Source organism: Stutzerimonas tianxiuensis (assembly GCF_053470365.1).
Window position 1 is genome coordinate 216,306 of the sequence record NZ_JBPVWS010000006.1, and the last position, 12,676, is coordinate 228,981.

The 12,676-nt window shown below is 59.9% G+C and carries 14 protein-coding genes; 5 read left to right on the forward strand and 9 right to left on the reverse strand.

What is annotated here, in order from left to right; genetic code table 11:
* Nucleotides 1-55 precede the first annotated feature (55 nt).
* The 3 genes from ACSSNI_RS10340 to purM are packed head-to-tail and all read right to left on the reverse strand — an operon-like array spanning nt 56 to nt 2,480.
* Nucleotides 56-766, reverse strand: coding sequence for a DUF3108 domain-containing protein (locus tag ACSSNI_RS10340; RefSeq protein ID WP_102834784.1), 711 nt, complete (start codon nt 764-766; stop codon nt 56-58).
* An 8-nt stretch (nt 767-774) separates the two neighbouring features.
* Nucleotides 775-1,422: a phosphoribosylglycinamide formyltransferase gene (gene purN, locus ACSSNI_RS10345; protein WP_102834783.1), complete on the reverse strand. Its 648-nt coding sequence runs from the start codon at nt 1,420-1,422 to the stop codon at nt 775-777.
* Entirely contained in the window at nt 1,422-2,480 is a 1,059-nt protein-coding gene (purM, locus tag ACSSNI_RS10350) for a phosphoribosylformylglycinamidine cyclo-ligase (protein WP_102834782.1), read from the reverse strand. The genes purN and purM overlap by 1 nt, the downstream gene beginning before the upstream one ends.
* Before the next feature lie 330 nt (nt 2,481-2,810).
* Between purM and ACSSNI_RS10355 the strand changes: the two genes are divergently transcribed.
* The 3 genes from ACSSNI_RS10355 (at nt 2,811) to hda (ending at nt 5,847) form a co-directional block, all read left to right on the forward strand.
* A complete protein-coding gene (locus tag ACSSNI_RS10355) occupies nt 2,811-3,944 on the forward strand; it encodes a DUF2066 domain-containing protein (protein ID WP_200637778.1) in 1,134 nt (377 codons plus the stop codon).
* A 113-nt stretch (nt 3,945-4,057) separates the two neighbouring features.
* Nucleotides 4,058-5,146 carry an AI-2E family transporter gene (locus ACSSNI_RS10360; protein ID WP_200637780.1) on the forward strand — a complete coding sequence of 363 codons (1,089 nt, stop codon included), beginning with the start codon at nt 4,058-4,060 and terminating at the stop codon, nt 5,144-5,146.
* The gene (hda, locus tag ACSSNI_RS10365) at nt 5,143-5,847 is read left to right on the forward strand and encodes a DnaA regulatory inactivator Hda (protein WP_148924704.1); all 705 of its coding nucleotides are present in this window, start codon (nt 5,143-5,145) and stop codon (nt 5,845-5,847) included. Before ACSSNI_RS10360 ends, hda begins: the two co-directional genes overlap by 4 nt.
* Before the next feature lie 182 nt (nt 5,848-6,029).
* Here the strand turns inward: hda and ACSSNI_RS10370 are convergent, their stop codons facing one another.
* Genes ACSSNI_RS10370 through arsC form a run of 3 tightly spaced genes read right to left on the reverse strand, consistent with a single transcriptional unit; the run spans nt 6,030 to nt 7,388 of the window.
* Nucleotides 6,030-6,440 carry a DUF2069 domain-containing protein gene (locus ACSSNI_RS10370; RefSeq protein ID WP_102835029.1) on the reverse strand — a complete coding sequence of 137 codons (411 nt, stop codon included), beginning with the start codon at nt 6,438-6,440 and terminating at the stop codon, nt 6,030-6,032.
* Complete coding sequence (gene wrbA, locus ACSSNI_RS10375) at nt 6,433-7,038, reverse strand: NAD(P)H:quinone oxidoreductase (RefSeq protein ID WP_102834778.1); 606 nt, start codon at nt 7,036-7,038, stop codon at nt 6,433-6,435. Before wrbA ends, ACSSNI_RS10370 begins: the two co-directional genes overlap by 8 nt.
* Nucleotides 7,035-7,388 (reverse strand): arsenate reductase (glutaredoxin), encoded by a 354-nt coding sequence (gene arsC, locus ACSSNI_RS10380; RefSeq protein ID WP_200637781.1) that lies wholly within the window; start codon nt 7,386-7,388, stop codon nt 7,035-7,037. The genes wrbA and arsC overlap by 4 nt, the downstream gene beginning before the upstream one ends.
* Nucleotides 7,389-7,549: 161 nt before the next feature.
* On the opposite strand from arsC, the gene ACSSNI_RS10385 reads away from it, so the two are divergent.
* The gene (locus tag ACSSNI_RS10385; RefSeq protein WP_148924708.1) at nt 7,550-8,770 is read left to right on the forward strand and encodes a virulence factor BrkB family protein; all 1,221 of its coding nucleotides are present in this window, start codon (nt 7,550-7,552) and stop codon (nt 8,768-8,770) included.
* Between the two features lie 34 nt (nt 8,771-8,804).
* Nucleotides 8,805-9,266: a TlpA family protein disulfide reductase gene (locus ACSSNI_RS10390; RefSeq protein ID WP_200637783.1), complete on the forward strand. Its 462-nt coding sequence runs from the start codon at nt 8,805-8,807 to the stop codon at nt 9,264-9,266.
* A 26-nt stretch (nt 9,267-9,292) separates the two neighbouring features.
* Here the strand turns inward: ACSSNI_RS10390 and ACSSNI_RS10395 are convergent, their stop codons facing one another.
* Genes ACSSNI_RS10395 through ACSSNI_RS10405 form a run of 3 tightly spaced genes read right to left on the reverse strand, consistent with a single transcriptional unit; the run spans nt 9,293 to nt 12,545 of the window.
* A complete protein-coding gene (locus ACSSNI_RS10395) occupies nt 9,293-9,865 on the reverse strand; it encodes a lytic transglycosylase domain-containing protein (protein ID WP_200637785.1) in 573 nt (190 codons plus the stop codon).
* 8 nt (nt 9,866-9,873) lie between these two features.
* Nucleotides 9,874-10,821 (reverse strand): hypothetical protein, encoded by a 948-nt coding sequence (locus tag ACSSNI_RS10400; protein WP_200637787.1) that lies wholly within the window; start codon nt 10,819-10,821, stop codon nt 9,874-9,876.
* An 8-nt stretch (nt 10,822-10,829) separates the two neighbouring features.
* A complete protein-coding gene (locus ACSSNI_RS10405; protein ID WP_200637789.1) occupies nt 10,830-12,545 on the reverse strand; it encodes a proline--tRNA ligase in 1,716 nt (571 codons plus the stop codon).
* Nucleotides 12,546-12,676 lie beyond the last annotated feature (131 nt).

A 12,676-nucleotide genomic window follows, 5' to 3' on the forward strand; every position in this document is an offset into this window, starting at 1 on the left:
ACGGGCTCGAATTCAGGCGGGGCAGTGCTGCGCCAGTGGGGCTGGCGCAGTTGGATTAGCTACCTTTGACGGCTCGGCCGTCGACGGTGCCTTCTTCGAGCATGATCTGATACTCCTTGCCGTCTTTTTCCACCTGATGCAGGCGGACCAGCATGAAGTCCCAATTCTTGGCGAACCAGAGGATAGTTTGTCGCTTGCTCTGCGTCGGATCGCGCACGCGTTCGACCTTGATGGCGTCGACCTGACCGGCCTTCGTGCTGACCTTTTCCTCGCCCAGGACACGGAAATCGTAGGTCTCGATCTCGTCACCATCTACTACTTGGTAGCTCATGCTCTTTTCGCCCGCTGCAACCGCGTGCTGAAGGGCGATCTGATAGGTTGATTTGTCCAGCAGGCCGCGATTCAGCGGAAGCTTAACCGGATCACCGCGGTCTTCTCCGACCACCTGTTTGGCTTGCCAGTCAAAATCGTGCTTGATGGACTTGCCCTTGCCCAGCCCGCTGCGCTTGAGTCGGTATTTCTGCGGCAGGAAGGTCTCGCCTTCGACCTGGAAAACGCTGCGCTCATTGAAGCTGGCAACCAGCATCGAGGCTTCGAAGTCCAGCTCCCAGGTATTGTCATCGCGCTTTTCCAGGCTGCGCTGGGCTGTGCCGCTGACAGGGACCTGTTTCCAATCCGCGGTGTAGCTGGCGGAGAAAGGCTTCAGCTCAAGGGCCTGAACCGGCAGGGCCAGCACGGCGAGAGCGAGCAGCAAGGCGCGACGCATAATGTCTCCTAGATCTCTAATAAATGGCCAGCGGCCGGCAACAGCACGTTATCCAGCATCGCGCCTTGATCGGCAAGGCGCAAGCGGCCGTCGGCGAACCAGCGGACAGCCAGCGGATAGATGATGTGCTCGGCCGCATGCACACGATCGGTCAGTTGGTCGATGCTTTCGTTGGGTTCGATCTTCAGGCGAGCCTGTATGGCCACAGGACCGCCATCGAGCTCTTCGGTCACGAAGTGCACGCTGCAACCGTGCTCCTGGTCGCCTGCATCAAGTGCGCGGCGATGGGTATCCAGTCCCTTGTATTTCGGTAGCAGGGACGGATGGATGTTGAGCAGGCGACCCTGGTAATGGCGAACGAAGCCTGCGGAAAGGATGCGCATGAAGCCGGCTAGTACAACCAGTTGCGGCTGATAGGCGTCGATGATTTCAATCAGTGCCGCATCGAAGGCTTCACGATCAGCAAATCCCTTGTGCTGCAGGACATGCGTATCGATGTCCACCGCCTGCGCACGCTGCAGGCCATAGGCCTCTGCACGGTTTGAAACTACAGCGCGGATTCGCACGGGGCTGTCTTCACCGAGGCTGTCGATCAGGGCCTGGAGATTGCTTCCAGACCCTGAGATCAGCACGACGACATCACAGGGTGCGTGCATCAATGGCTTTTCAGGTTGTTCAGCAGTACGCGCTCGGCATCTTCGCCAGCGGAGCCGATTTCGCCGATAACCCAAGGGCTTTCGCCGGATGAGCGCAGATTGGCAAGTACGGTTTCGACCTGATCCTGGGCGACACAGATGACCATGCCGACACCACAGTTCAACACGCGGTGCATTTCGTGCTCATCGACATTGCCTTGCTGCTGCAGCCAATCAAACACAGCAGGGCGCTGCCAGCTGGCGACATCGATGACTGCCTGACTGCCTTCGGGCAGCACGCGCGGGATGTTGTCCAGCAGGCCGCCGCCAGTGATGTGCGCCATCGCTTTCACCGCGCCGGTCTCTTTGATCAACTTGAGCAATGGCTTCACATAAATACGTGTCGGCGCCATCAAGAGCTCAGTGAGCGGCTTGCCGTCGAGTTGGGTGTTTTCGATATCGGCGCCCGCCACTTCGATGATCTTGCGGATCAGCGAATAGCCGTTGGAATGGGGGCCGGAAGAGGGAAGGGCGATCAGCGCATCGCCAGCGGCTACTTTTGAGCCGTCGATGATTTCACTTTTCTCCACCACGCCTACGCAGAAGCCGGCCAGGTCGTAATCTTCGCCTTCGTACATGCCGGGCATCTCGGCGGTTTCGCCGCCCACCAGCGAGCAACCTGCCAGTTCACAGCCGGCACCGATACCGGTCACCACCGTGGCGGCGATGTCGACGTTGAGCTTGCCGGTGGCGTAGTAGTCAAGAAAGAACAGTGGTTCGGCGCCGCAGACAACCAGGTCGTTCACGCACATCGCAACCAGATCCTGGCCGATACTGTCGTGCTGGTTGAGATTCAGCGCCAGGCGCAGCTTGGTGCCGACGCCATCGGTGCCGGAAACCAGAACGGGCTGCTTGTAGCCAGCCGGAATTTCACAGAGCGCGCCAAAGCCGCCCAGGCCACCCATGACCTCAGGACGAGCGGTGCGCTTGGCCACGCCTTTGATGCGTTCGACCAACGCTTCGCCTGCATCGATGTCGACACCGGCGTCCTTGTAGCTGATGGAGGGTTGCTTGCTCATAAGATTCCGGACCTGTGAAGGGGAGTGCGGGGCGACCGGGTCAGAATCAGGCTTCTGTCGCGACGCGGCGAGGGCGCCGGACCGGTCTGCGGAAAGCGCGCGATTTTATCAGGCTTGCCGCACAGCGACCATCCCGCGAACGGTGATGTCGAACAGGTGTGCCAGGAACAGACATGAGATTGCGCGGCAAGATGCGCAGCCTGTGACTGCTGCGGTTGCCGCGAGTTAGGGGCCTGTTTAAGGTATAACGCTTGATCACCGTAGCCGAACCCGATCGCCGCCACGCGACCGGCAGGCTCCCATGACTGGCTAGCCAGCGAGTTTCTATATATGCGCGTATTTCCCCGTCTTCTGGCGCTCTGCTGCGCAGTTGTGTCTGCCCATAGCATGGCGGCTCCCCTTGCCGACCTCTACAAAGTGCGTGAGCCGGTTGCCAGTCAACAGCCAGCGGAGCGCGAAGAGGCGCTGCGCAAAGCTTTCGACACGCTGGTGCTGCGTCTGACAGGCGATTCCAGCTCTGATCAGCAGGCCGTTGCGCCATTGCGCAGCGATCCGCAGCAATTGGTGAGCCGGTATGCCTATGAAGGGGACACCGTCGTCGTCAGCTTTGACCCGGTGACTACCGAGCGTGCGCTGCGTTCAGCGGGGCTTCCGCTGTGGGGTACTGAGCGTCCGAGCATCCTGACCTGGTGGCTGAGAGAGACTGCTGACGGTTCGCAGCTCGTTGGTGACGCACAGGAAGGTTCTTCCGACTTGCGTGCTGCCGCCCAGCACCGCGGCCTGCCGTTGCGCTTGCCGCTGGCCGATCTGAGTGAGCAGCTCGTAGCTACCTCTGACGCAGTCACTGCAAAGGACCCCCAGGCGCTTCGCGATGTTTCGGAGCGGTACGATGCAGACGGGCTGCTCGCTGTCATGGCGAAACAGTCCGGCGAAAGCTGGGAAGCCGACTGGCGCCTCTGGATGGGTGACAAGCAGACGCAAGGCAAGGCGAGTGGCGACACCCGCGTTGCGCTGGCCGATGAGGTGATGCTCGCTGTGAGTACATTCCTGGCGCCGCAATACCGCGTCAAGCCCGGTGACAGATCGGAGATCACGCTTGAGGTGCTTGGGGCCGACGTGGAGCGTTTTGCCGAACTGGATCGCCTGCTCGAACCCTTCGGCGCACGCCTGCAGCAGGTTGCCAGTGATCGGCTGGTGTATCGCCTCAACGCCAGTCCAGAGCAGCTTCGGGCTCAACTGGCTTTGGCGCGGCTGCAGGAAGTCGCTGCCGATGAAATTGACCCGCAATCGATGGAGACCGCAGACGCTAATGGCGAGGTCGAGCCCACCGGCGAAGGCGAAGTGTCGGCTGGCAGTGCTGAAGCACAGTCAGACGATACCCAGACGCTCGAGGAGCCGGGCACGCCGGCAGCCGAGCAATCCCGGCCGGTGGAGCAAGGCACCTTGCTGCGCTACCGCTGGTAGAGGCAATGCCGCTCACAAAATCGCGCCTGCCATAACGTTTATCGATTCATCGTTTCCCTTGCGCCTGCCGAAACCATGCGGCCTTGGATCACCCCAGACAAGACGTTGAGAACATGACCATCACCCACAACAACCGCTGGCTATGGCTGGCGGCCCTGTTACTGATTGGCTGGCTGATTTATCAGCTGTCACCAATCCTTTCACCTTTTCTGGTCGGCATCCTGCTGGCCTATCTGGGCGACCCGCTGGTTGACCGGCTGGAGCGCTGGAAACTGTCCCGAACCTGGGGCGTGATTCTGGTTTTCTCGTTGTTCACGCTGTTGTGTCTGTTGCTGCTGCTGGTGTTGGTGCCGATGCTCGGCAAACAGCTGATGCACCTCTATCAACTGGCACCGCAGGGGCTGGACTGGCTGCAGCTGACGGCGTTGCCCTGGGTGCAGGCGCAGTTTGGCCTCGATGAGGATTTCTGGCGCGTCGACCAGCTCAAGAGTGCATTTTCAGCCAATCTCGGCAGCACCAAGGATGTGGTGGCGGTCATCCTCAGTCAGGCTACGGCGTCGAGCATCGCTTTGCTGGCATGGTTGGCGAACCTCCTGCTGGTGCCTGTGGTGTGTTTCTACCTGCTGCGTGATTGGGATCTGATCATGGCCAAACTGCGCACGCTGCTGCCTCGGCGGCGCGAGGATGCTGTCATGGCGCTGATGCGCGAATGTCATGAAGTGATCGGCGCTTTTCTCCGTGGCCAGCTACTGGTCATGTTGGCGCTGGCTGTCGTCTATTCGGCTGGGCTCATGTTGATCGGTGTCGAATTGGGGCTGTTGATTGGCGTGCTGGCTGGCCTCGCGAGCATCGTGCCGTACATGGGCTTCGTGGTGGGCATAGCCGCGGCAGTGATTGCCGTGCTGTTTCAGTCTGGTTTGGAGCTCTACCCGCTGCTGGGCGTCGCTGCGGTGTTCACAGTCGGACAGATGCTGGAAGGCATGCTGCTGACCCCGCTGCTGGTGGGAGACCGTATCGGCCTGCACCCGGTTGCGGTGATCTTCGCGGTGCTGGCGGGGGGACAACTGTTCGGATTTACCGGCGTGCTTCTGGCATTGCCAGTTGCAGCGGTGATCATGGTTCTGCTGCGCCACGTGCATGATCTCTATAAACTCTCGGACCTCTACGCAGAACCGCCGGTCGACCCACCCCGCCAACCATGAAACCCATTCAGCTCCCCTTGGGCATTCGTCTTCGTGACGACGCCACCTTTGCCAACTTCTACCCGGGCGCCAATGCGGCCGCGCTTGGCTATGTCGAGCGCGTCTGTTCACCCGCAGCTGGCTGGTCCGATGAGTTGATCTATTTGTGGGGCGGTACTGGAGTGGGGCGCAGTCACCTGCTTCAGGCCGCCTGCTTGCGCGTCGAACAGCGCGGTGAGCTGGCGGTGTATCTGCCATTGGCGGAGGTGGCGGAATACGGCCCGGCGCTTCTGGATAATCTGGAGCAGAGCGAGTTGGTCTGTCTGGATGATCTGGATGCGATAGCGGGCGATCCGGTGTGGGAAGAAGCCTTGTTCCATCTGTTCAATCGCCTTCGCGACAGCGGTCGACGGCTGTTGCTCGCCGCTGATGCCTCTCCGCGAGAAATTGCGGTGCAGCTTCCAGACCTCAAATCCCGGCTGAGTCTATCACTGGTGTTTCAGCTGCAGGAGCTTTCGGATGAGGACAAACTGCGTGCGCTGCAGCTCCGAGCCTCGCGCCGCGGTCTGAATCTGCCGGACGATGTCGGTCGTTTCATTCTCACGCGTGGGGCCCGCAGCATGAGCGCATTATTCGAGTTGCTCGACCGGCTCGATCAAGCCTCGCTTCAGGCGCAACGTAAGCTGACCATTCCGTTTCTCAAGGAAACGCTCGGCTGGTAGGAATGCCGGCTGCAGTCTGTTGAGTTCGGCACGGCTTTGCAGGGCAGCACTGCCAAGCCGAGCCGAAACGTCGTCATACGGCTCACCCTGGAGTAGGTTGAACTGCTGGCGTAGGGTGGGCTTCAGCCCACCGACGCCGTTCAACGTTACCTCAGAATCTTGCGCCTCCCCCCCGTCTCGTCTCAGTTCTCGCCTGCCGCTTTGCGGCCGTACTGATAAGCCCAGCGGGTATAGAGCAGGGCGCTTATGAAAAGCGTCAGGCTGATGATCGCTTCCAGCCAGCCGTAAACCATTCGCGCCGGGTTGATAGCGGCAAGCACGCCCTGAATAAAGTACAGATTGACGATAAAGCAGGTCCAGGCATGGGCTCGCGGGCTCCCTGAGATCATCCCTGGCGCCACCAGGAGGAGTGGAATCAGCTGAATGCTGACCACCACCCAGGTCCGCGCGCCGTGCAGGTCGGCAAATGCCAGATTCCAGACCACCAATAGCACGGCCAGTCCAATGAAACTGGCCAGGCTGATGGCGCGACTGAGTTTTACCCGTGGGGTCAGCCATTCGAGCGATGGCAGGGGCTTGGGCTTTCTAGCCACGGTCATTCTCCAAACGCTTGGCGGTCTGCGCGAGGCGTTGGCCCAGTGCGCGGCAAAGATCGATTTCATGCTCGTCCAGCAGCCGCTTTCCATCGGCTCCGGCATGGTGGCTGGGGCCATAGGGCGTGCCGCCGCCGCGAGTCTCAAGCAGGGCATTTTCACTGTAGGGCAAACCGAGCACCAGCATGCCGTGGTGAAGCAGGGGCAATAGCATCGACAGCAGAGTGGACTCCTGCCCGCCGTGCAGGCTGGAAGTCGAGGTGAACACGCCGGCTGGTTTGCCTACCAGCTCACCGGTCAGCCAGAGCCCGCTGGTGCCATCGAGAAAGTATTTCAGTGGGGCAGCCATGTTGCCGAAGCGGGTGGGGCTGCCCAACGCCAGACCGGAGCAATGTTTAAGGTCATCCAGCGTTGCGTAGATGGCGCCTTGCTGCGGGATCGCAGGCGCAACAGCCTCGCATTCCGCTGACACGGCCGGTACGGTGCGCAATCTTGCCTCAAGCCCTGCCTGTTCGACGCCACGGGCTATTTGCCGGGCCATTTCCGCAGTGGCGCCGTGGCGGCTGTAATACAGCACAAGGACGTAGGGTGCAGTCATGGCAGTATCTCCAGTACCTTCTCCGGTGGCCGACCAATCACCGCAGCATCGCCAACAACCAGGATCGGTCGCTCGATCAGTTTCGGATGCGCAACCATGGCATCGATGATCTGCCCGTCGGTGAGCGTTGGGTCAGTGAGGTTCAGGGTTTTGTATTCTTCCTCGCCGCTGCGCAGCAGCTGGCGCGGGCTGATGCCCAGTCGAGCAAGGATCTGCCTGAGCTCGTCAGCCGACGGAGGTGTTTCGAGATACCGGATCACGGAAGGGGTGAGGCCGCGTTGTTCGAGCAGCTCCAGGGCGTTACGTGATTTCGAACAGCGTGGGTTGTGGTAAAGGATCAGGTCGGTCATTTAGGTTGCTTCGCGCCAGTTTAGGCGGCCATTCTAACCCTCAAAGCCGTGGGGCTTGAAACGGTGGTCGCGGAGGGCTGTCTGCCAAGGTAGGCTTTTGCTTGCTATTGGCCTGCGGGCAATCGGTTTTCGACGATCGCGACTGGCACCGAGGGGATTGAATGCATCAACGGATCAAGGATTTTCTGGAGTTCGGTCGTTTTCTAGTGCAGCGTTTCCTCGCGGATCGCGGCCCACACAGCGCTGCCGCATTGACCTATACCACTCTGTTCGCAGTGGTGCCGATGATGACGGTGACCTTCGCCATGCTGTCCGCCATTCCAGCGTTCCAGGGAATCGGTGAGCAGATTCAGGTGTACATCTTCAGCAATTTCATCCCCTCCACTGGTGCGACCATTCAGGACTATCTGGTCGCGTTCACTGACCAGGCGAGGCAGCTGACCTGGTTTGGTGTGGGTTTTCTGATGGCGACCGCATTGATGATGCTGCTGACCATCGAAAAGGCGTTCAACGTGATCTGGCGCGTGCGCCAACCGCGCCGTGGAATCTCAAGCTTCCTGCTGTACTGGGCAATCCTTAGCCTTGGGCCGCTGTTGCTAGGGGCGGGGTTCGCCATGAGCACTTATATCACCTCGTTGTCGCTGATATCGGGACCGCATGCGTTGATCGGTGCACGCACCGTTTTGAAAGCAATGCCGCTGCTGCTCAGTGTTGCGGCATTCACGTTGATCTACGCGGCGGTGCCGAATACACGCGTGCCGCTGCGGCATGCATTGGTAGGTGGGACCTTTACCGCTGTGCTGTTCGAAACGGCTAAGCAATTGTTCGGCTTGTATGTCAGCTATTTCCCCAGCTACCAGTTGATCTACGGGGCTTTTGCCGCGGTGCCGCTGTTTCTGCTGTGGGTTTACCTTTCCTGGATGATCGTATTGTTCGGCGCCGAACTGGTCTGTGGGTTGTCATCATCGCAGCAGTGGCGGCGGCGTTCGGTACCGCGTCTGCTGGTCATGCTCGGCTTGTTGCGGGTGTTCTACGAAAGCCAAAAGGCCGGGCGTGAGGTTCGCTTGCGCGACGCGCACCGGAGCGGCTGGAGGCTACCCGAGGATGAGTGGGACGAGATCCTGGAATTCTTCGAACAGGAGCAGCTTGTCTGCAGAACCGGCTCGTCCGGTTGGGTGCTTTGTCGCGATCTGAATAGCTACAGCTTTGATCAGCTGTTGCGCTCCAACCCTTGGCCGCTCTCCGGTAAGCAGGCGTTACCGGAGCGTCTGGATGAGCCCTGGTATCCGACGCTGCGCCAATCCATGGAGCTGCTGCAGCGCGAGCAGGCCAACCTCTTTGGTGGTAGCGTCGCAGACTGGCTGCAGTCGCAGCGGGTCTGACGGGCCGATAATCAGCAGCATAAGGTGTACGAGGATGAACAGAGGACTCAGCGGATTGCTCGGCGCCTTCGCCTGCTTGATGCTGGTGGGCTGTAGTGAGGATTGGGGGGCGGACCAGCACGGCGTAGCTGTCACTGCGCAGCAGCTCGACGGGCAGTGGTTGCTGATCAATTACTGGGCCGAATGGTGCGGCCCCTGCCGTACCGAAATCCCGGAATTGAACGCATTGGATCAGTCGCGGAATGACATCACCGTGCTGGGGGTCAATTTTGACGGGCTGCAAGGCGACGAGCTGGCCGCAGCAGCCGAGCAGCTGAACATTGATTTCAGGGTGCTTAGCGTCGATCCGGCGGAGCGGTTGGGTCTTCCGCGCAGTGCAGTGCTGCCGGTGACCTATATCGTCGATTCTGCCGGTGAGGTCCGCGAGAGTCTGGTTGGTGAGCAAACGGCGGAAGGATTGCTGGCTCGGCTGGATAAGCTGCGCAGTGAAGGGTAGCGGCAATTCGCGGTACGCTCGGGGATTTACGGTTTTACGTACCAAAAGTCCTGCCAGAAGCCGATCACCTTTGCTGGATAGTGATGTTTGCCAAGGCTTCCGTTATAGCGAGCCAGCGCTCGGTTGATATCACCGTTTTCCTTCTTCAGGTAGTAACTGAGGATGGTGCAGCCGTAGCGGAGGTTGGTGGCGTTGTCGGTCAGATTGTCTTGCGGTCGTCCCAGTTCGGCTTTCCAGAAGGGCATCACCTGCATCATGCCCTGCGCGCCGACGCTGGAAATGGCGAAACGGTCGAAGCGGCTTTCAGCATGGATCAGTGCCAGAACGATATCTGGTTTGAGCCCCGCCTTGCTGGCCTCCTGATGCACCAACCGGAGCAAAGTCAGACGCTCCTGCGGGTCACGAACGTAGCGCTTCAGGCGCGTTGACATATCGAGCAGCCAGACTTCGGCATCAAAGCGATCCTGGAAGCTCTCGGCTTCAGCGACGGTGCGCTGCATCAGTTCGCGAAGCTCTGGCTCCGGCGCCTGGCGAACAGTCGCAGAAACTGGCCAGGCAGCGAGCAGTATCAGCAGCCACAGGAGCGGGAGCGGCTTCATGGCGCAGCCTAGTCGCCTTCGCCGGTATCGCGAGCCTGACGACCTGCGTCTTGCATCAGGGTCTGGAGAAACTCCTGCTGCAAGTCTGGGTCGTTGCGGGTCAGCTCAATCAGGCTCTGTTCAAGCTCGCTGGCTTCCTCCTCCAGGCCAAGCTCTGAAAGCCGCTTGACGCGATGCACCCACTGATTGACATCGTCACCTTCGAGGTCATCGAAGATCAGATCGTGCGCTTCGAGCAGCTTGCCACGCAGTGCGCGGCTGACAAGAAGCGTGGCGTCAGCTCGGGTGCCGTCCTGCGAGTCTTCGACCTGCAACTGGAGTTTACCTACCTGGCTGATGTCCTGGTCGGCAAAGGGGCCATCAAGCAGATTCAAGCGCAGCACACCGTTGCGGTCGGTGCTAAGTTCGTGCGTCTCGTTAGCTGCGACGACCTGCACCGGACGCTCAGCCCACGGCAGGCTGGAATACTCGAGCCGGGCGTCGCGTCGCTGCTCGTCAAGGCTGGCAAGGTTCTGCTGCGATCGTCCGTTGGACTCGGCATTGATGAAAGGATTGAGACCGGCAAAACCATAGCTGATCCAGTCGCGGGTAGCGCTTTCCGGTAGGTTGCCAAGCACCACCACATTGAGCACATTGGCGCCGACGCCTGCGACCACTGCTACAGCGCCGAGCGGGATTTCGTACAGCTCGCGCCAGGGTTGGTAGGGCGTATAGCGGTCATAGCGCCGCGTCACCTCGAAGTCAGTCACCTCGAAGGTCTTCTGGTCGAGTATGCGGATGCGCCGCTGGGGAAGCTCGAGCAATGGCGCGCCTACTTCGATGCGCAGGCTGTGATCGAGCAGTTTGCGTTCGGTGCGGGCTTCTTGTTCGCTGCGTTGAGGCAGCTGATTGGCGCAGCCGCTCATAAAAAGCGCCATGCAAAGCATGGCGCAGGTTGAAGCACTTCGGTTGAGCATGATTTCCGTCAGCGGCTGGCGCGGGAATTGATGAATTCGAGAATGTCGGCAGCCGGGACGGCCTGGCTTTCGGCATCACGGCGATGCTTATATTCCAGAGTGCCATCGGCAAGACCGCGGTCGCCTACCACTATGCGATGCGGTATCCCTACCAACTCCATATCGGCGAATTTGACGCCTGGACTTGTCTTTTTGTCACGGTCGTCGAGGAGGACGTCGTAGCCGGCTGCAGTGAGTTCTGCGTAGAGCTTATCGGTTGCTTCGCGGACGGCCTGGTTTTCATACTTCATCGGGACCAGCGCGATCTGGAACGGGGCGAGGGCATCCGGCCAGAGGATGCCGCGGTCATCGTAGTTCTGTTCGATTGCGGCCGCGACGACACGAGACACGCCAATGCCGTAGCAGCCCATGGTCAGGGTGACGGGCTTGCCGTTCTCGCCCATCACGGTGCAGTTCATCGCTTCGCTGTACTTGGTACCCAGCTGGAAGATGTGCCCGACTTCGATGCCGCGCTTGATGATCAGCGTGCCGACCCCATCGGGGCTTGGGTCGCCTGCAACCACGTTGCGTAGATCCGCGACCTCAGGTAACGGGAGGTCACGCTCCCAATTGACGCCGAAGTAGTGTTTGTCCTCCTGGTTGGCTCCCGCCACGAAATCGCTCATCAGCGCCACAGAACGATCGATGACGCAGGTTATTGGCAAGTTCAAGGGACCTAGCGAGCCAGGACCGGCACCCATGACAGCGCGGATTTCCGCTTCGGTCGCGAATACCAGCGGTTGTGCGACCTGAGGCAGATTCGCAGCCTTGATCTCGTTCAGTTCGTGGTCACCACGAACGATCAGTGCAACCAGTTGGTCCTTCTCGATGCTCCGCACAAGCAGGGTTTTGATCGTTTTTTCAATAGGCAGTTGAAACTGCTCGACCAGTGCAGCAATCGTCTTGCAGTTTGGGGTATCGACCAGACGGAGCTCTTCGGTCGCAGAGCCGCGCTCAGTCTCGCGGGGGATCGCCTCGGCCTTTTCGATGTTGGCCGCGTAATCGGAGCTGTCGCTGAATGCGATATCGTCTTCACCTGACTCGGCCAGTACATGAAACTCATGCGAGCCCGTGCCGCCAATAGAACCGGTATCCGCCTGGACAGGTCGGAAATTCAATCCCAGACGCGTGAAAATATTGCAGTACGCCTCATGCATCCGGTCATACGTTTCCTGCAGTGACTGTTGGTCAGCATGGAACGAATAGGCGTCCTTCATGATGAATTCGCGCCCGCGCATCAGGCCGAAGCGAGGACGGATTTCATCGCGAAACTTGGTCTGTATTTGGTAGAAGTTGATCGGCAGTTGCTTGTAGCTGTTCAGCTCATTGCGCGCCAGGTCGGTGATGATCTCTTCGTGAGTCGGGCCAACACAGAATTCGCGGTCATGACGGTCTTTCAGGCGCAGCAGCTCAGGGCCGTACTGCTCCCAACGGCCGGTTTCCTGCCAGAGTTCAGCAGGCTGTATCCCAGGCATCAATACTTCCAGCGCGCCGGTCTTGTTCATTTCTTCGCGAACGATAGCCTCGGCCTTGCGTAGTGCGCGCAGCCCCATCGGCATCCAGGTGTAGAGGCCGGACGCCAGCTTGCGGATCATCCCGGCACGCAGCATAAGCTGGTGGCTGATGACAACAGCGTCGGAAGGCGTTTCTTTTAGGGTCGAGAGCAGGAACTGACTGGTGCGCATGTGGGCCGTTGTGTCCTTGCAGAGCGGAGAATTTGGCTCGGCATTGTACGGTGGCGATACGGAGACGTACAGAATCGTTCCGATAGCATGCGCGTGCAAAAACGAAGAAGCCCGGCGCAGGGCCGGGCTTC